Genomic DNA, 17,293 nt, shown 5'->3' with positions numbered 1-17,293 from the left:
ATGCCGAAACGCTACGGAGTCAAGGAGAAGGACCAGGTCGTCGCGCATGTCGTCGACCTGGTCATGACCGGCCGGCTGCGCGGCGGCCACCGCATCGACCGCAACGCCATCGCCGAGACACTCGGGGTGAGCCGTGTGCCGATCCAGGAGGCGATGGTCCAGCTCGAGCACGACGGAATCGTCTCGACGCGGTATCACCGCGGCGCGTTCGTCGAACGCTTCGACGCCGCGACGCTGCACGAACACCACGAGTTGTACGGCGTGCTCAATGGGATCGCGTCCGCGCGGGCCGCCACCGATCCCGGCCCGGACCTGCTCGGCCAGCTCGACGAGGCGCTGCAGAACATGCGAAAGGGCAAAGACCGCAGGGCATTCCACGAATGCTGCCAACGGTTCCGCGACGTCGTCAACACCGCGCACGCCGGTCCGCGACTGCACGCGGCGATCCGCGCGTCGCAGTGTTTCGCAGCGTCGGACTTCTGGGTGTCCTATCCGCGGGTGCGGGCGGAATTCCTGCCGTTCTATCAGCAGGAGGCCACGGCCATCGCCGACCGGGACCCGTCCGGCGCGCGCGCCGCCTGCGTCGAGCGGTCCGACCTGATGGCCACGATCATGGTCGCCGAGCTGACCCGCCGGGGTGTGCTGCCAAGCCCCGGTGGTTAGGTTCAGACCCATGAACGTCGGACGGATCGCCGCACTGATCACGACGATGCTGATGGTGATCACCCTGTGTAGCGCCGCGCCGGCGGGCGCGCAGGTCGACCAGTGCGCTCCGCCGGGTGTGGAAAGCGCCAGCGCGCTACCGACGAACCTCGCTGCCGCCGCACAGGGTCCGGAGGCCGACCGCTACACCACCCCGACCGTGCGCCCGCTCGACGGCGTCGACGTCGACGCGCTGGGGCTCGGCACACCCGGTGTGCTGACCGTCGGCACGCTGTCCGACGCGCCGCCCAGCATCTGCATCGACTCCGCCGGTCAATTCACCGGATTCGACAACGAACTGCTGCGCGCCATCGCCGGGAAACTCGGTCTGCAAGTCAACTTCGTCGGCACCGAGTTCTCCGGTCTGCTCGCGCAGACCGCGGCGCGGCGCTTCGACGTCGGCTCGTCGTCGATCACCACCACCGACGCACGCCGGCGCACCGTCGGCTTCACCAACGGCTACGACTTCGGCTACTTCTCGCTGGTCGTGCCCAGCGGCTCGCCGATCGACGGGTTCGGGAAGCTGGGGCCGGGCCAGCGCATCGGCGTCGTCCAGGGCACGGTGCAGGAGGCCTACGTCGTCGACACGCTGCGCCTGCAGCCGGTGATCTTCCCCGACTACAACACCGTCTACGCCAGCCTCAAGACCCGGCAGATCGATGCGTGGGTGGCGCCGTCGGCGCAGGCCGAAGGCACCGTCCAGGCCGGCGACCCGGCCCAGATCATCGAGAACACGTTCAGCCTCGACAACTTCATCGCCTACGCCGTGGCCAAGGAGAACCAGCCGCTGATCGACGCGCTCAACTCCGGGCTGGACGCGGTGATCGCCGACGGCACCTGGGCGCGGCTGTACTCGGACTGGGTGCCGCGGGCCCTGCCGCCCGGCTGGAAACCCGGCTCGAAGGCGGCGCCGGCCCCCGAGCTGCCGGACTTCCAGGCGATCGCCGCGCAACAGGAGGAGTCCGATGCCGGCCCCGCCGCGCCGAAATCGACCCTGCGCCAACTGTCCGACTCGTTTCTCAACTGGGATCTCTACAAGCAGGCCATCCCGGACCTGCTCAAGACGGGCCTGCCGAACACGCTGATCCTCACCGTCAGCGCCGCGGTCATCGGCCTGGTGCTGGGGATGGCGCTGGCGGTCGCCGGGATCTCGAGGTCCCGGCTGCTGCGGTGGCCGGCGCGGATCTACACCGACATCTTCCGCGGCCTGCCCGAAGTGGTGATCATCCTGCTCATCGGCCTCGGCGTCGGACCGATCGTCGGCGGGTTGACCGGAAACAACCCGTTCCCGCTCGGTATCGCGGCACTCGGGTTGATGGCCGCGGCCTACATCGGCGAGATCTTCCGGTCCGGCATCCAGAGTGTGGAGACCGGGCAACTCGAAGCGTCCCGCGCGCTGGGCTTCAGCTATTCGTCGTCGATGCGGTTGGTGGTGATCCCGCAGGGTGTGCGGCGCGTGCTGCCCGCGCTGATGAACCAGTTCATCTCACTGCTCAAGGCGTCCTCGCTGGTGTACTTCCTCGGCCTGGTGGCCGACCAGCGCGAGCTGTTCCAGGTCGGGCGCGACCTCAATGCCCAGACCGGAAGCCTGTCGCCGCTCGTCGCCGCGGGCCTGTTCTACCTGCTGCTGACCATTCCGCTGACCCACCTGGTGAACTACGTCGACGCCCGGTTGCGCCGCGGGCGGCGACCCACCGAAGAGGATCCGCCCACCCTCCAGCCGGCGGCGACCCAGGAGATGATCTGATGGCCGACGCACCCGTCGATCCGGTGTCGTTGAGCGCCAACGATATTCACGTCGCGTTCGGACCCAACAAGGTGCTGCGCGGCGTCGACGTCGACGTTCCGGCCGGAACCACCGCAGCGGTCATCGGGCCGTCGGGCTCAGGGAAGTCGACGCTGCTGAGGACCTTGAACCGGCTCTACGAACCCGACCGCGGTGACATCCTGCTGGACGGACGCTCGGTGCTCAAGGACAACCCCGACGAGCTGCGGCAGCGAATCGGGATGGTGTTCCAGCAGTTCAACCTGTTCCCGCACCGCAGCGTGCTCGACAACGTGACCCTGGCCCCCCGCAAGCTCAAACGGCTGCCCGCCGACGAGGCCCGAGACCTCGGCCTGGCCCAACTCGACCGCGTCGGGCTGCGGCAGAAGGCCGACGTCCGGCCCGGCACGCTGTCCGGTGGTCAGCAGCAGCGGGTGGCGATCGCCCGCGCGCTCGCGATGTCGCCGCAGATCATGTTCTTCGACGAGGCCACTTCGGCGCTGGACCCGGAGCTGGTCAAGGGCATCCTCGCGCTGATGGCCGAGCTCGCCGCAGACGGGATGACCATGGTGGTGGTCACCCACGAGATGGGCTTCGCGCGGTCGACGGCCGACTCGGTGGTGTTCATGGATCAGGGGCAGGTCGTCGAGGCCGGGCCACCGGAGCAGATCTTCGACGCGGCGCAGACCGACCGGTTGCAGCGGTTCCTGTCGCAGGTGCTGTGAATTAACGGCCAAAGCCAAATCGGCAGGCCCGGACACGTTAGACTGGCGAACTATGGTCGAGACGCAGGCTCAGGTCACCGAGTTGGCAGGTGAGCTGCAGCGTGTGCTGTCGAAGGTGTTCTCCGTCCTGCGCCGAGGCGACGCCAATCGGGGCACCGAAGGCGGCGATCTGACGCTGGCCCAGCTGTCCATCCTGCTCACGCTGCTCGACTGCGGCCCGATCCGGATGACCGAGCTGGCCGCTCACGAACGGGTCCGTACGCCCACCACGACGGTCGCGATCCGCCGGCTGGAGAAGCTCGGCCTGGTCAAGCGCTCCCGGGACCCCTCGGACCTGCGGGCCGTGCTGGTCGAGGTCACACCCGAAGGCCTGGTCCAGCACCGGGAGGCGCTCGCGACGCGCCGCGCTCACCTGGCCACGCTGCTGTCGAAGCTCAGCGACGAGGAGCTCGACACCCTGGCCAAGGCGCTGGCGCCGCTGGAACGCCTCGCCGAACAGCACGAGGACTAGGCGTCAGCCCAGCCAGTCCAGCACCGCCGCAGCGGTCCACGACTGCTGCATACTGCCCAGCGGTTCGCCGGTGAAGGGTTCGTAGTATTCGGCGAACGACCCGTCGCTGGCCTGGCGCAGCCCCTCGTGCCGCAACACCCGGGCGCGCTCGGCCCAACCGCGCCGGGCGAAACACCACGCGAACAGCCACGTCATCACCGGCCAGATCGGGCCGCGCCAGTACTCCCGGGGCCGGAAGTCGCGCGACACCGGCGACGTCGACGGGATGCACGCGTACTTCAGGTCGGGGTGCCCGCAGAACCGCGGCCCCTCCAGCAGGCGCAGCAGGGCCCGCTCCCGGTTGTGGGGCAGCCCCCCGCACAGCAGCGGGGCGAACTGCGCGACGGTCTCGGTGGCCACCCACTTGTCCGCGCGGACGTCGAAATCCCTTGCGGCGCCGGTGCGTTGGTCGGTGGTCTCGATCACGCCGGTGCGGAACCGCTCGGCCCACGCGTACAGGTCACGCACGTCGGCGTTCGGGCGCTTGTAGTCCTCGCCGATCTCGGCGAGCACCTGGCACGCCACCGAGAAGATCGCCGAGACGAACACGTCCTCGACCGCGAAGCTCATCACCTTCGGCAGCAGATGGTCGTCGTAGCGCGCGGACTTCATCTCCTCGAGCAGCCACAGATAGCGGTCGTACTCGTGGTCGGACGGCCGCTGGCTCGAGTCGGTGATGATCGCGTTGTCCTCACGCTGATATTCCGGCACCGCACCGGGAATCACCTTGGCGTAGGCGGCATCCCACCGCGGGGAGTTGTCCATGCCGGACTCCCAGCCGTGGTAGAGCGTGACGCGGCCACGGCCGTTCTGGTCGCGGCATTCGGCCAGCCAGCGATGCCAGCGCACCAGATCACCCCAGCGGCGGTCCAGAAATGCCTCGGCCACCTGACGGGTCGACCGGCCGCGGGTGCGGGCGTGGTCCAGGATGCGCTGCACCGCGATCGCGTGGACCGGCGGCTGGGTGATGCCGGAGGTGTGCCGGGTGCGCGGCGCATCGGCGGCCAGGGCCGAGGTGGCCCAGCGGGCGGGGCCGGGGAAGTAGCCGTCCACCCCGTTGGCGAACACGATGTGCGGGATCATTCCGTTGCGCCACTGCGCCGAGAGCAGCGTGTCGAGTTCGACGACGGCGCGCTCGACGCTCAGCGGCGCCAGCCCGATCGACACGAACGCCGCGTCCCAGCTCCACATGTGCGGGTACAGCAGAGGCGCCGCGGTGGTCATGGATCCCAGGTCGTTGCCGCGCAGGAGATACGCGGCGCGGGCCGCGAGTTGGGTGGGCGCGAAGCTGGGATCGTGGGGCATCCGTTCAATCATGCGACGGCAGGGCGTTTCGCGCAGGTCGGTAGGGTTGGCCACATGCCGACCGCGATGATCACAGGCGCTTCGCGCGGGCTCGGGGCGGCCATCGCGACCGCGCTGGCGTCCACGCACACCCTGTTCCTGGCCGGGCGGCCGTCGGCGCAGCTCGACGAGGTCGCGCAGCGGCTGGGCGCCACCACCTGGGAGATCGACTTCGACGACGTCGACGCGATCCCGGCCGCCGTAGAACCGATCGTCGAACTCGACGTGCTCGTCCACAACGCCGGCGTCGCCTATCCGGCGCGGGTCGCCGAGTCGACCGTCGACGAATGGCGGGCCACCATGAACGTGAACGTGATCGGCGCGGTCGCGCTCACGCTGGCGCTGTTGCCCGCACTGCGCGCGGCCGACGGTCAGGTCGTGTTCATCAACTCCGGTTCGGGGATCAACGCCTCCCCCGGCCTGGCGTCGTACTCGGCGAGCAAGTTCGCGCTGCGGTCGTTCGCCGACTCGTTGCGCAACGACGAGGCCGGCCTGCGGGTCACGTCCGTGCACCCGGGCCGGATAGCGACCGAGATGCAGCAGGATCTCCGGGCGTACGAGGGCCGCGACTACGACCCGGCCGACTTCCTCAGCGCGGAGACCGTCGCCCGGGTGACGGCGGACGCGATCAACGCGCCGGCCGATGCGCACATCCACGAGGTGATCGTCCGCCCCCGCTGAGCGATTTGTGATTTCGGTGTACTTCGTTGTGGTGAGCGCGACAAACTACGCCGATATCGCGGAGCGGAGAGTGGCGATCACCCGCTCGGGATACTCGGTGAGGTCCAGCCACGTGAACCTGAGCACCTGCCAGCCCGCCAACGCGATGTCGTTCTGCCGCAACCGGTCTCGGTGGAAATCGTCCGAACTGCTGTGGAAGGCGAAGCCGTCGATCTCGACAGCCACCTTCTGTCGGAGAAATGCCACATCAACGCGGTAGCCACCGACGCGATGGTTCGCCCGCCACCCGGTGATGCCCGCCTGTTTGAGCAGCCGGACGAAGAGCCGTTCGGCTTCGGACTGCGCACCGTCTGCCGCGGCCTGCAGAAGCATGCGTGCGGCGGGTGAACCGTGACGTCCCTTGTTACGAAGATGGGCACGCCAGAGTTCGCGGAGCTCCATGTTGTTCTGCAGCGCTCGGTCCAGGATCTTTGCGCCGCCGCGGACCCGTACCGCGGCCTCGACGACGGTGAGTTGGACGGCGGTGACACGAAGTCCTCGTCGCTCGACGATGTCGGCGGGTACCAGATCACGCCGGCGGAGCCGGGATCCCGGTCGGCATCTTCCGCTGCCGTTTCGGGGCGTGGTCACCTCGACGACGTCCGGGGCGAACATCGTCAGTCCATGCCACCAGGCAGCGGCCAACCCGCTCGCGACGGCGTGTTCGCCGTGGCCCCACACCGCGGCGCGGAGGCGGGCCGCGTCGGTGAACGGACGATCGTCGACGAAGTAGACGCCACGCGAGCACTGCCGCCACAGACCCGACTTCACCCGCCTGTTCACCGCGTGCCGACTGAGCCCTACTTCGAGCGCCTGGGTCAGCGTCACGACGCCATCGTGTCGACGGAGATAGTCGTTGAGCACAACACAGGGACGCCGCCGAGGGTACGGGCGGTTCCATCCGATGCGATTTAGGTGTAGTTGGTTGCGCTCACCGCGACCAACTACACCCAAATCGCCCCCTAGACGACGAGGTTGACCAGGCGGCCGGGGACGACGATCACCTTCTTCGGCGCCGCGCCGTCGAGGAACGCCTGCACCTTCTCGTCGGCCAGCGCCGCCGCCTCGAGCGTGTCCTTGCCGGCATCGGCCTCAACGGTGATCCGGCTGCGCACCTTTCCGTTGACCTGCACCGGGTACTCGACCGTGTCGGTGACCAGATACTGCGGATCGGCCACCGGGAACGGTCCGTGCGCCAGCGAGGTGTCGTGGCCCATCCGCCGCCACAGCTCCTCGGCCAGATGCGGCGCCAACGGCGCGACCATCAACACCAGCGGTTCGATGGCCGCGCGCGCGGTCACCCCCTCCTTCGTGAGGTGGTTGGTGTACTCGATCAGCTTGGCCGCCGCGGTGTTGTTGCGAAGCGCCGCATAGTCTTCCGACACGCCGGCGATGGTGCGGTGCAGCACCCGCAGGGTGTCGGTGTCGAGCGCCTCGTGATTGGCCAACCGCACCGCACCGCTCTGCTCGTCGACCACCAGCCGCCACACCCGCTGCAGGAACCGGTGCGCCCCCACGACGTCCTTGGTCGCCCACGGCCGCGAGGCCTCCAACGGGCCCATCGACATTTCGTAGACCCGCAATGTGTCGGCGCCGTAGTTGTCGCAGATCTCGTCCGGCGAGACGGAGTTCTTCAGGCTCTTGCCGATCTTGCCGAACTCCTGGAAGACCTCCGAGCCCTCGTACCAGAACTTCCCGTCGCGTTCGACGACCTCGGCCGCGGGCACGTACGACCCGCGCGCATCGGTGTAGGCGAACGCCTGGATGTAGCCCTGGTTGACCAGCCTCCGGTAGGGCTCCCGCGAGCTGACGTGGCCCAGGTCGTAGAGCACCTTGTGCCAGAACCGCGAATACAGCAGGTGCAGCACGGCGTGCTCGACGCCGCCGACGTAGAGGTCGACCCCGCCGGGGTCCTGCGGCCCGTGAAGGTCCGGCCGCGGGCCCATCCAGTAGGCCTCGTTCTCCTTGGCGCACAACGCCTCTTTGTTCAGAGGATCGGTGTAGCGCAGCTCGTACCAGGAGCTGCCCGCCCACTGCGGCATGACGTTGGTGTCGCGGGTGTAGGTCTGCAGACCGTCGCCGAGGTCGAGTTCTACGTGCACCCAGTCCGTGGCCTTGTTCAGCGGCGGGTTCGGCTCGCTGTCGGCGTCGTCCGGGTCGAACAGCACCGGCGAATAGTCCGGGACGTCGGGAAGCTCCACCGGCAGCGCCGATTCCGGCAGCGGATGCGCACGGCCGTCGCTGTCGTAGACGATCGGGAACGGCTCACCCCAGTACCGCTGGCGCGCGAAAAGCCAGTCGCGCAACTTGTATTCGACGCGGGCCCGGCCGCGGCCGTCGGCGACCAGCCGTTCGGTGATCGCCGCCTTCGCGGTCGCCACGTCCATCCCGTCGAGGTGGCCGGAGTTCACCAGGACGCCGTCGCCGGCGTGGGCCGCCTCGGAGACGTCGCCACCCGAGATCACCTCGACCACCGGCAGCCCGAACTCGTGGGCGAACTCCCAGTCCCGCTGGTCGTGACCGGGTACCGCCATGATGGCGCCGGTCCCGTAACCGATCAGCACGTAGTCGGCGATGAAGATCGGAACCTGGTGTCCGGTGGCCGGATTCGTCGCGTACGCGCCCAGGAACGCTCCGGTCTTGGTCTTGTTCTCCTGACGCTCCAGATCGCTCTTCGCGGCGATGGACGCGCGGTAGGCGGCCACCGCCTCACCCGGGGTGGCCGCACCGAAGGTCCAGCGGCCATCGACGCCGTCGGGCCACTGCCCGGCCGTCAACGAGTCGACGAGCGGGTGCTCGGGCGCCAGCACCAGATACGTCGCGCCGAACAGCGTGTCCGGACGGGTGGTGAACACCTCGATGTCACCGGCATCCGTGCCGAACAACACGCTGGCGCCGGTGGAGCGCCCGATCCAGTTGCGCTGCATCGTCTTCACCTTGTCCGGCCAGTCGAGGACGTCGAGGTCCTCGAGCAGGCGGTCGGAGTAGGCTGTGATACGCATCATCCACTGCCGCAACCGTTTCCGGAACACCGGGAAGTTGCCGCGGTCGCTGCGGCCGTCGGCGGTGACCTCTTCGTTGGCCAGCACGGTGCCCAGACCCGGGCACCAGTTGACCACCGAGTCGGCGCGGTAGACCAGGCGATAGGAGTCGAGGACGTCGGCGCGCTCACCGGCGGTCAGCTCCGACCACTGCCGGCCGTCGTCGAGTGCGCGGGCACCGGAGGAGAACTCACCGACCAACTCGGCGATCGGGCGCGCCCTGTTGGCGTCGCGGTCGAACCAGGCGTTGTAGATCTGCAGGAAGATCCACTGCGTCCAGGTGTAGAAGTCGACGTCGGTGGTGGAGAAGCTGCGCCGGGTGTCGTGACCCAGCCCGAGCCGGCCCAGCTGGCGCCGGAAGTTGACGATGTTGGCCTCGGTGCGGGTCCGCGGATGGGTGCCCGTCTGGACCGCGTACTGCTCCGCGGGCAGACCGAACGCGTCGAATCCCAAGGCGTGCAGCACATTGCGGCCCGTCATCCGGTAGAAGCGCGCGTACACGTCGGTGGCGATGTATCCCAGCGGATGCCCGACGTGCAGCCCCTCACCCGACGGGTACGGGAACATGTCCTGGACGAACATCTTGTCGGCGGGCACCGTGCCGTCCGGCGCAGCCAGCTCACCGACCGGGTTGGGCACGTTGAAGGTGCCCTCGGCCGCCCATGTCTGCTGCCACGCGTCCTCGATCCGCCCCGCGAGTTCGGCGGTGTAGCGATGCTGCGGGGTGTCGGCGTCAGCGGCCCGGTCGGGCCGGGCGGTCGGGGTTTCGGTCACCTCACCAGGGTATAAGGAGAGTTCTGCCACCCTTGCGGGCCCACGTGACCGCGGTGGACGCCCCCGCAGGACACGTCTCGGTATCGGTTCCGTTGCGGCGAAGTCAGGGGTTGGTCCCAGGTCGGTCCCAGCCATGGTGAGTGCCATCGGCCCGTGGTTACAGTCGGCGCCTGACCTCAGGGCGTGGCGAGCCCAACCACCACGGGAGAAGGACTGCGTCGATGATCGAGAAAGCCCGTCACTGGCGGGTTCTGGCAGGAGGTGTGGCTGCGGGCGTGGCCGGACTGGTCGGCTTCGCCGGAGCAACCGCCACGGCAGAACCCGTCTTCCCCCAACCCCCGGTACCGGGCCCCGCCGTGGTGAGCGCCGCGCCTGCCGCGGCACCCGCGGCGGTGCCCGAGTCGGCGACGATGCCCGGCCTCACCGGTGCGGTGATCAGCCCCAGCGCGGGCACGGCGCCTGCGGCCGTCACGCCGCAGGCCCCGGCCATCCTGCCCGCCTCGTCCGGCACGATCGCCGAGTTCTTCCGCGCCAAGGGCGTCGCCATGCAGCCGCAGGTGGCCCGCGACTTCAACGCGCTCAACATCACACTGCCGATGCCGCGGGGCTGGGCCTACATCCCGGACCCCAATGTCCCCGAGGCGTTCGCGGTGATCGCCGACCGCGTCGGCGGTGACGGGTTGTACTCGTCGAACGCGCAGCTCAAGGTGTACAAGCTGATCGGCGCCTTCAACCCGGACGAGGCGATCAGCCACGGCTTCATCGACAGCCAGATGCTGCCTGCGTGGCGGTCCACCGATGCGTCGCTGGCGCCCTACAACGGGATGCCGTCCTCGCTGATCGAGGGCACCTACCGCGAGAACTCGATGACGCTCAACACCTCGCGCCGACATGTGATCGCGTCCTCCGGGCCGGACAGATACCTGGTGTCCCTGGCGGTTACCACCACCGTCGACCAGGCCGTCCCGGCCGCGGACGCGACCGACGCGATCGTCACCGGGTTCAAGGTGACCTCACCCACCGCGCAGCCCGCGGTCCCACCGCCCCCGCCGGCCCCCGCGACGCCGCCGGCGCCCGGGTTGGCACCGCTGCCGCAGCCCCTCGGGCAGCCCTGATACGACGTCCCCCGGGCGTGCCTGGCGCCCGGGGGGCGGCCACGAACCGCGCCTCGTATCCTTGTCACCCATGGTCTTTGTAGCGGTGCTGTGCCTGTGTGCCGCCGTCGCGGTCGGCGCCCTCGGGCTGTGGCTGCTGACGCGGCCGCGTTCGGCCGATCCCCGTCAGCAGATCCTGCGGGCGGTGGCCCCCACCCAACTCGCTGCCGCGGTGATGCTGGCGGCCGGTGGTGTGGTGGCCCTGGCCGCCCCGTCCGAGACGGGAGTGCTCGCGGTGGCCGCATGCGGTGTCGGGGCCGTCGCCACGGTCGCCGCGGGCTGCTGGCAGAGCGCCAAGGTGGTGGCCCGCGGTGAAGCCGCGGCGGTTGCCGGCGCGGACTGCGCGGGCTCGTGCGCCAGTTGCGTGCTGTCCTGCCGGTGAGCTAGTTCCGGCTGACGTCGATCGGATGGGTCGCCAACAGCGACAGCGGTAGCGGCTGACGGCGCAGCACCCGCGCCCAGAGATCCACCCGGGACTCGATCAGCACGTCAGAAGGCAACGCGGACAACACGATCCAGTCATCGCGCTCGATCTCACCCTCGAGCTGGCCGATGGTCCAGCCGGAGTACCCGGCGAAGATCCGCACCCCCTCGAGCACCGGCGCCAGCGATTCGGGGTCCGCATCGAGGTCGACCATCACCATGCGCCCCTGCACGTGGCGCAACCCCGGCACACCGGTGGCCGCCACGCCGGCGCGCAACGTGGCCAGACACAGCGCGGCGTCGCGCTTGACCGGCCCGCCGATGAACATCGTCTTGGGTTTGGCGGCCAGCTTCGCCCACTGCGGCAGCACGTTGTAGACCGCGGTCTCGCTCGGCCGGTTCAGCACCACTCCGAGGGTTCCGCCGTCGTTGTGTTCGACGATGTAGATGACGCTGCGCCGGAACGTCGGCTCGAGGAGATCGGTGTTGGCCAGCAGCAGCGTTCCCGCCCGCACCCGCTGTGCCGCGGGGGCGATGAAGTCCTCGGGATCCTCTGACTGCGCCACGTTCACCATCATGTCACCGGCCGGCTGCCGATGTGGTGGACCAGCCCGCCCCGCGCAGACATTTGTACTGTGGAGGCGGTGCCGCGCGCCTCAGCGCCTCGGGCATCCATTCCGCCGGAACAGGACGTGATCTCTCGTGGCTGACGCTCGCGCGCTCGTGGCCGTCTGGCGGTCGGTGCGCGGACTCACCGAGTTCCGTCGGCTGCTCGAACTGCGTGCCGTCAGCCAGTTCGGGGACGGGCTGTTCCAGGCCGGTCTGGCCGGGGCCATCCTGTTCAACCCGGACCGGGCCGCCGGGCCGTGGGCGATCGCCGGATCATTCGCGGTGCTGTTCCTGCCGTACTCGCTGCTGGGGCCGTTCGCCGGTGCGCTGCTCGACCGCTGGGACCGGCGGCTCGTGCTGATCGGGGCGAACTCGGCGCGGTTGCTCCTGGTCCTGGCGGTCGCTGCGTTACTCGCCGCCCGGGTCGGCGATCTGCCGATCCTGTTGGGCGCGTTGATCGTCAACGGGTTCACCCGCTTCGTGTCCTCGGGGCTGTCGGCGGCGCTGCCGCATGTCGTGCCCCGCGAGCAGGTGGTGGCGATGAACTCCGTCGCGGCGGCCACCGGCGCGGTCGCGGCGTTCCTCGGTGCGAACTTCATGCTGCTGCCCCGCTGGGTGTTCGGCGACGACGACACCGGCGCCTCGGTCATCATCCTGATCGTCGCGCTGCCGGTGGCGCTGGCGCTGCTGCTGTCGGTGCGCATCGGCTCGCACGTGCTCGGCCCGGACGACAGCGTGCGCGCCGTCCACGGATCGGTCGTCTACGCGGTCGCCACGGGTTGGGTGCACGGTCTGCGCACCGTGCTGTCGGTGCGCACGGTCGCGGCCACCCTGTCCGGACTCGGCGCCCACCGCGTGGTGTTCGGGATCAACACGCTGCTGGTGCTGGTGATCGTGCGGCACAGTGACACCACCGCGGTCGCCGGCCTCGGCACGGCGGTGCTGTTCGTCGCCGCCACGGGCGCAGGCTCGTTCCTCGCGACGATCGCCACGCCGGCGCTGATCAGCCGCTGGGGCCGCTACCGCACCGGCAACGGCGCGCTGGTCGTCGCGGCCGCCGTCCAGCTGGTCGCCCTCGGACTGCACCTTCCCGTGATGGTGATCTGCGGATCGCTGCTCGGCGCGGCCGGGCAGATCGTCAAACTCTGTGCGGACACCGCGATGCAGATCGACGTCGACGACGCCCTGCGCGGGCACGTGTTCACCGTGCAGGATTCGCTGTTCTGGATCGCGTTCATCGGCGCCATCGCCGCGGCCGCAGGGGTCATCCCGCCCGACGGGCACTCCCCGGGGCTGGCGGCCACCGGTGTGGGCGTCTACCTCGTCGGACTGGCGCTGCATGCCGCACTGGGCCGGCAGACACCGCGCAACTAGTCTGCACTCCATGGCCGCCGCTGACTCCATCGTCGCCGATCTGCGCGCCGAGAGCGCCGACCTCGACGCGCTGGTCGCCGACCTCCCCGACCCGGCGTGGTCGACGGCGACCCCGGCGCCGGGATGGACCATCGCCCATCAGATCGCCCACCTGTTGTGGACCGACCGCGTCGCGCTGCTGTCGGTGCGGGACGAGGCCGGCTTCAACGTCGTACTCGGTGAGGCCGCCGAGGATCCCTCCGGATTCGTCGACCGCGCCGCCGAGGACCTGGCGACCACGCCGCCGGCCGAACTGCTGGCGGACTGGCGGGCCACCCGTGATCTGCTGCACGACGCCCTGCTCACCGTCGAGGGCGGTCGCAAACTGCCGTGGTTCGGCCCGCCGATGAGTGCGCCGTCGATGGCGACCGCACGGCTGATGGAGACGTGGGCGCACGGTCTCGACGTCGCCGACGCGCTCGGCGTGCGGCGGCCGCCGACCGCGCGGTTGCGGTCCATCGCGCACATCGGGGTCCGTACCCGCGACTTCGCCTTCGCCGTGCACGGGTTGCCTGTCCCGGTCGAACCGTTTCACGTGGAACTGAACGCGCCCGACGGGTCGCGGTGGACCTGGGGGCCGGCCGACGCTCCGCAGCGGGTCACCGGATCCGCCGAGCATTTCTGCTTCCTCGTCACGCAGCGGCGGCCCCGCGCCGAGTTGGAGGTGACCGCCGTGGGGCCGGACGCCGAGCGCTGGCTGGACATCGCCCAGGCGTTCGCCGGCCCGCCCGGCCACGGCCGCGGTTGAGCTAGCCGCGTTTGCCGTTCCCCTTGCCGTTGCCACCGCCGTTGCCTTTGCCGTTGTTCCCCGCTCCCTTCGGCGCCTTGATCTCCGGGGCCTGGACCTGCGCGGGCTGCTCCACGATCGGCGCGACCGACGGTGGTGGCGGCGGCGGTGGGGGCGGGGGCGCCGTCGGCGGCGGCGGCGCGATGCTGCTGCTGTCACTCACCGGCATCTGGGCGGGCGCCGACGAGAACGGGTCCATCGCCAGGGCGACGGCGGCGACGGCGAACGCGGCCAGCACCGCGACCGCACCCGCGGCAGCGCGCGCACGCCGCGACGGGCCGCGGCGGGGAGGCGGACCGACGGCCGACGGCGGCAGCGGCGCGGCGAGCACCCTGGTCACCGGGCGGGGCGGCGGGACGACCGGTGCGGTCCCGCCGAACAAGGCGCCCTGATCGCCGGCGAGCGCGGCGCGCATCTGCGTCGCGCTGCCGAACCGCTGACTCGGGTCACGCGTCATCGCCCGCTCGATGACGCCGGCGAGGATCGGGTCGACGTCGGAGCGGAACGCCGTTACCGGGGGCGGGGGTTCGTCCATGATCGCGCGCGCCACGCAGCCCGGGTTGTCCTGCGGGAAGGCCCGCCGAGCCAGCAGCGCCTCGTACGCCATCACGCCGACGGCGTAGAGGTCGTCGGCGACCGACGCCGGGGCGCCGCTGATCCGCTCGGGACTCATGTACGCCAGCGTCCCGACGATCTGTCCGGTCATCGTGTGGGCGGCGCCGCCGGTCTTGGCGATGCCGAAGTCGGCCACCTTCAGGCTGTTGGCGTCGGCCGAGAGCAGGATGTTCCCCGGTTTGATGTCGCGGTGCAGCACGCCCGCGGCGTGGGCGACCTCGAGGGCCGCGAGCACCTCGTCGAGCATCGCGCGCACCTGAGCCGGCGACATCGGGCCCGCGGCGATCACGTCGCCGAGGGTGCGGCCGGGCAGCCGCTCCATGACGATGAACGGTGTGCCGTCGTCCTCGCCGTAGTCGTGCACCGCGACGATGTTCGGATGCGTGAGGGCGGCAGCCGAGCGGGCCTCGGCCTCGAATCGGCTGCGCACGTCCGGCTGGGTCCGCAGGGCCGGATGCAGCAGCTTGACGGCGACCGCGCGGTCGAGGCGCGTATCCCATCCGTCGCGGACCTCGGCCATCCCGCCGAGGCCCAGCACCTCGCGGAGCTCGTAGCGGCCTGCGAGTACTTCGGGGCCGGTCATAGCCAAGCGGTAGCCCGGTTTACCGCCCCGTAAACGGCTGCCGCGACATTCCCGTCGCCGCGTCGGCCAGACCGTCCCCGTCACCGTCGGACAACCGGACGTCCCAGCGTCCGTCGCCGTCGGTGTCGACGTGGGCGGTCTCGCCGCTGAACACCCGGTCGGCCAGCCCGTCCCCGTCGCTGTCGACGAGCCGGTCGTCGACCTGTCCGTCGGCGTCGACGTCCACCACCGGCCCGCCCGTCTGCTCGACGCCGTCGAGACCGAACCAGCGCACCTGCCCGGTGCGGTCGACGCTCAGCAGCCAGGTGCCGGTCCCGTCGTCGCCGAAGTAGGCCTCGACCACGCCGTCGTCGTCGAGATCCCGGGCGGCTAGTTCGGCCCGGCTGTCGCCGTCGTGATCGGCGAGTGCATCGTCGAGACGGCCGTCGCCGTCGAGGTCCAGACCCACCGCGTCGACCACTCCGTCGCCGTCGGTGTCGATGTCCGGCTCGGCGGTCCACATCGTCGCCGACCCGTCGGGCTCACCCAGGCAGTACTCCACACATGTTCAGACGCCGGGCTGCTGCTTCTCGTTCCACCACTTGACCAGTTCGTCGACCGCCTCGTCGTGCGAGAGCGGACCGCGGTCGAGGCGCAGCTCCTTGAGGTGGCGCCACGCCTCCCCCACCTGCGGCCCCGCCGGGATGTCGAGCAACCTCATGATCTCGTTGCCGTCGAGGTCCGGCCGCACCCGCTGCAGATCCTCCTTGGCGGCCAGCTCGGCGATGCGGCGCTCGAGGTCGTCGTAATTCGCCTGCAACCGGGCGGCGCGCCGCTTGTTGCGGGTCGTGCAGTCGGCGCGGACGAGCTTGTGCAGCCGGCCCAGCAGCGGACCGGCGTCGGTGACGTAGCGGCGCACCGCCGAATCGGTCCACTTGCCGTCACCGTAACCGTGGAAGCGCAGGTGCAGGAACACCAGCTGCGACACGTCGTCGACCATCTGTTTGGAGTACTTCAGCGCCCGCATCCGCTTGCGGGCCATCTTCGCGCCGACGACCTCGTGGTGGTGGAAGCTCACCCCGCCGTCGGCTTCGTGGCGCCGCGTGGCGGGCTTCCCGATGTCGTGCAGCAGCGCCGCCCAGCGCAGGACCAGGTCCGGCCCGGAGTCCTCGAGATCGATGGCCTGGCGCAGCACGGTCAGCGAATGCCAGTAGACGTCCTTGTGCTGGTGGTGCTCGTCGATGGCCAACCGCATCCCGCCGACCTCCGGCAGCACCACGTCGCCGAGGCCGGTCTGCACCATCAGGTCGATCCCGGTCACCGGGTCGGCACCGAGCAGCAGCTTGTCCAGTTCCGCGGCGACACGCTCCACGGTGATGCGGGCCAGTTGCGGCGCCATCTCCGTCATCGCCGTCCGCACCCGCGGCGCGACCTCGAACCCCAGTTGCGAGGCGAAGCGCGCGGCACGCAACATCCGCAGCGGGTCGTCACCGAACGACACCTCCGGCGCCGACGGGGTGTCGAGCACCTTCGCGCGCAGCGCGGCCAAACCGCCCAGCGGGTCATGGAACTCACCCGGTCCGGCCGCCGTGATCGCCACCGCCATGGCGTTGACGGTGAAGTCCCGGCGCACCAGATCGTCCTCGAGCCGGTCGCCGTACCGGACCTGGGGATTGCGCGACACCTGGTCGTAGCTGTCGGCGCGGAAGGTCGTGATCTCCAGGCGGTGACCGGCCTTGCCGACCCCGAGCGTGCCGAAGTCGATGCCGGTATCCCACAGCGCGTCCGCCCACGGCCGCAGGAAGGCCTGCATCTGCTCGGGGCGGGCGTCGGTGGTGAAGTCGAGATCCTCGCCCAGCCTGCCGAGCAGCGCATCGCGGACACTGCCACCGACCAGATACAGGCTGTGGCCGGCTTCGGCGAACACCGCGCCGATATCGCGCAGGACCTCGCCGTCGCGGTTGAGCGCCACCGCGGCGCGGGCCAGCAGCTCGGCGTCGGTGGCGAGGTCGTGTGGGTCGTCCGGCACGTTCGTTGAGCCTAGAGGGTAACGGTCCGGCAGCGACCGGCGAGTGTGGCCGGAGTGAAACAGGGTGGCAGCTACTATCG

At 70.1% G+C, this 17,293-nt stretch carries 16 protein-coding genes; 9 read left to right on the top strand and 7 right to left on the bottom strand.

From position 1 onward, the window contains the following. Genes AU196_RS04575 through AU196_RS04560 form a run of 4 tightly spaced genes read left to right on the top strand, consistent with a single transcriptional unit; the run spans position 1 to position 3,703 of the window. Positions 1–663 (top strand): GntR family transcriptional regulator, encoded by a 663-nt coding sequence (locus AU196_RS04575; protein WP_059093914.1) that lies wholly within the window; start codon positions 1–3, stop codon positions 661–663. Between the two features lie 10 nt (positions 664–673). After that, complete coding sequence (locus tag AU196_RS04570) at positions 674–2,449, top strand: ABC transporter substrate-binding protein/permease (RefSeq protein ID WP_059093913.1); 1,776 nt, start codon at positions 674–676, stop codon at positions 2,447–2,449. Beyond that, positions 2,449–3,192, top strand: coding sequence for an amino acid ABC transporter ATP-binding protein (locus AU196_RS04565; RefSeq protein WP_059093912.1), 744 nt, complete (start codon positions 2,449–2,451; stop codon positions 3,190–3,192). Before AU196_RS04570 ends, AU196_RS04565 begins: the two co-directional genes overlap by 1 nt. Before the next feature lie 52 nt (positions 3,193–3,244). After that, on the top strand, positions 3,245–3,703 hold the full coding sequence (locus AU196_RS04560; protein ID WP_059093911.1) for a MarR family winged helix-turn-helix transcriptional regulator: 459 nt from the start codon (positions 3,245–3,247) through the stop codon (positions 3,701–3,703). A gap of 3 nt (positions 3,704–3,706) precedes the next feature. Here the strand turns inward: AU196_RS04560 and ggh are convergent, their stop codons facing one another. Next, positions 3,707–5,047, bottom strand: coding sequence for a glucosylglycerate hydrolase (gene ggh, locus AU196_RS04555; protein WP_059093910.1), 1,341 nt, complete (start codon positions 5,045–5,047; stop codon positions 3,707–3,709). A gap of 54 nt (positions 5,048–5,101) precedes the next feature. On the opposite strand from ggh, the gene AU196_RS04550 reads away from it, so the two are divergent. Then, positions 5,102–5,767: an SDR family oxidoreductase gene (locus AU196_RS04550; protein ID WP_059093909.1), complete on the top strand. Its 666-nt coding sequence runs from the start codon at positions 5,102–5,104 to the stop codon at positions 5,765–5,767. A 45-nt stretch (positions 5,768–5,812) separates the two neighbouring features. Here the strand turns inward: AU196_RS04550 and AU196_RS04545 are convergent, their stop codons facing one another. After that, on the bottom strand, positions 5,813–6,670 hold the full coding sequence (locus AU196_RS04545) for a PDDEXK-like endonuclease domain-containing protein (RefSeq protein WP_059093908.1): 858 nt from the start codon (positions 6,668–6,670) through the stop codon (positions 5,813–5,815). A 98-nt stretch (positions 6,671–6,768) separates the two neighbouring features. Then, entirely contained in the window at positions 6,769–9,621 is a 2,853-nt protein-coding gene (gene leuS / locus AU196_RS04540) for a leucine--tRNA ligase (RefSeq protein ID WP_059093907.1), read from the bottom strand. 221 nt (positions 9,622–9,842) lie between these two features. Between leuS and AU196_RS04535 the strand changes: the two genes are divergently transcribed. Continuing rightward, positions 9,843–10,736: an LpqN/LpqT family lipoprotein gene (locus AU196_RS04535; protein WP_059093906.1), complete on the top strand. Its 894-nt coding sequence runs from the start codon at positions 9,843–9,845 to the stop codon at positions 10,734–10,736. 70 nt (positions 10,737–10,806) lie between these two features. After that, on the top strand, positions 10,807–11,157 hold the full coding sequence (locus AU196_RS04530; protein ID WP_059093905.1) for a hypothetical protein: 351 nt from the start codon (positions 10,807–10,809) through the stop codon (positions 11,155–11,157). 1 nt (position 11,158) lies between these two features. Here AU196_RS04530 and AU196_RS04525 read toward each other — a convergent pair whose 3' ends face one another. Then, a complete protein-coding gene (locus AU196_RS04525; protein ID WP_197415707.1) occupies positions 11,159–11,773 on the bottom strand; it encodes a YqgE/AlgH family protein in 615 nt (204 codons plus the stop codon). A 127-nt stretch (positions 11,774–11,900) separates the two neighbouring features. Between AU196_RS04525 and AU196_RS04520 the strand changes: the two genes are divergently transcribed. Continuing rightward, positions 11,901–13,181, top strand: coding sequence for an MFS transporter (locus AU196_RS04520; RefSeq protein ID WP_059093904.1), 1,281 nt, complete (start codon positions 11,901–11,903; stop codon positions 13,179–13,181). A gap of 10 nt (positions 13,182–13,191) precedes the next feature. After that, positions 13,192–13,968, top strand: a complete 777-nt coding sequence (locus AU196_RS04515; RefSeq protein ID WP_059093903.1) for a TIGR03084 family metal-binding protein — start codon at positions 13,192–13,194, stop codon at positions 13,966–13,968. A 1-nt stretch (position 13,969) separates the two neighbouring features. On the opposite strand, the gene AU196_RS04510 is transcribed toward AU196_RS04515, so the two are convergent. Genes AU196_RS04510 through AU196_RS04500 form a run of 3 tightly spaced genes read right to left on the bottom strand, consistent with a single transcriptional unit; the run spans position 13,970 to position 17,213 of the window. Beyond that, the gene (locus AU196_RS04510) at positions 13,970–15,205 is read right to left on the bottom strand and encodes a serine/threonine-protein kinase (RefSeq protein ID WP_059093902.1); all 1,236 of its coding nucleotides are present in this window, start codon (positions 15,203–15,205) and stop codon (positions 13,970–13,972) included. A 19-nt stretch (positions 15,206–15,224) separates the two neighbouring features. Then, positions 15,225–15,746 carry a hypothetical protein gene (locus AU196_RS04505; RefSeq protein ID WP_059093901.1) on the bottom strand — a complete coding sequence of 174 codons (522 nt, stop codon included), beginning with the start codon at positions 15,744–15,746 and terminating at the stop codon, positions 15,225–15,227. A 6-nt stretch (positions 15,747–15,752) separates the two neighbouring features. Continuing rightward, entirely contained in the window at positions 15,753–17,213 is a 1,461-nt protein-coding gene (locus AU196_RS04500) for a CCA tRNA nucleotidyltransferase (protein ID WP_059093900.1), read from the bottom strand. Between the last annotated feature and the right edge of the window lie 80 nt (positions 17,214–17,293).

The organism is Mycobacterium sp. IS-1742 (assembly GCF_001500125.1).
GTDB lineage: Bacteria > Actinomycetota > Actinomycetes > Mycobacteriales > Mycobacteriaceae > Mycobacterium.
The sequence above is the reverse complement of the archived record's forward strand: the minus strand, read 5'-3'. Positions and strand labels throughout refer to the sequence as shown.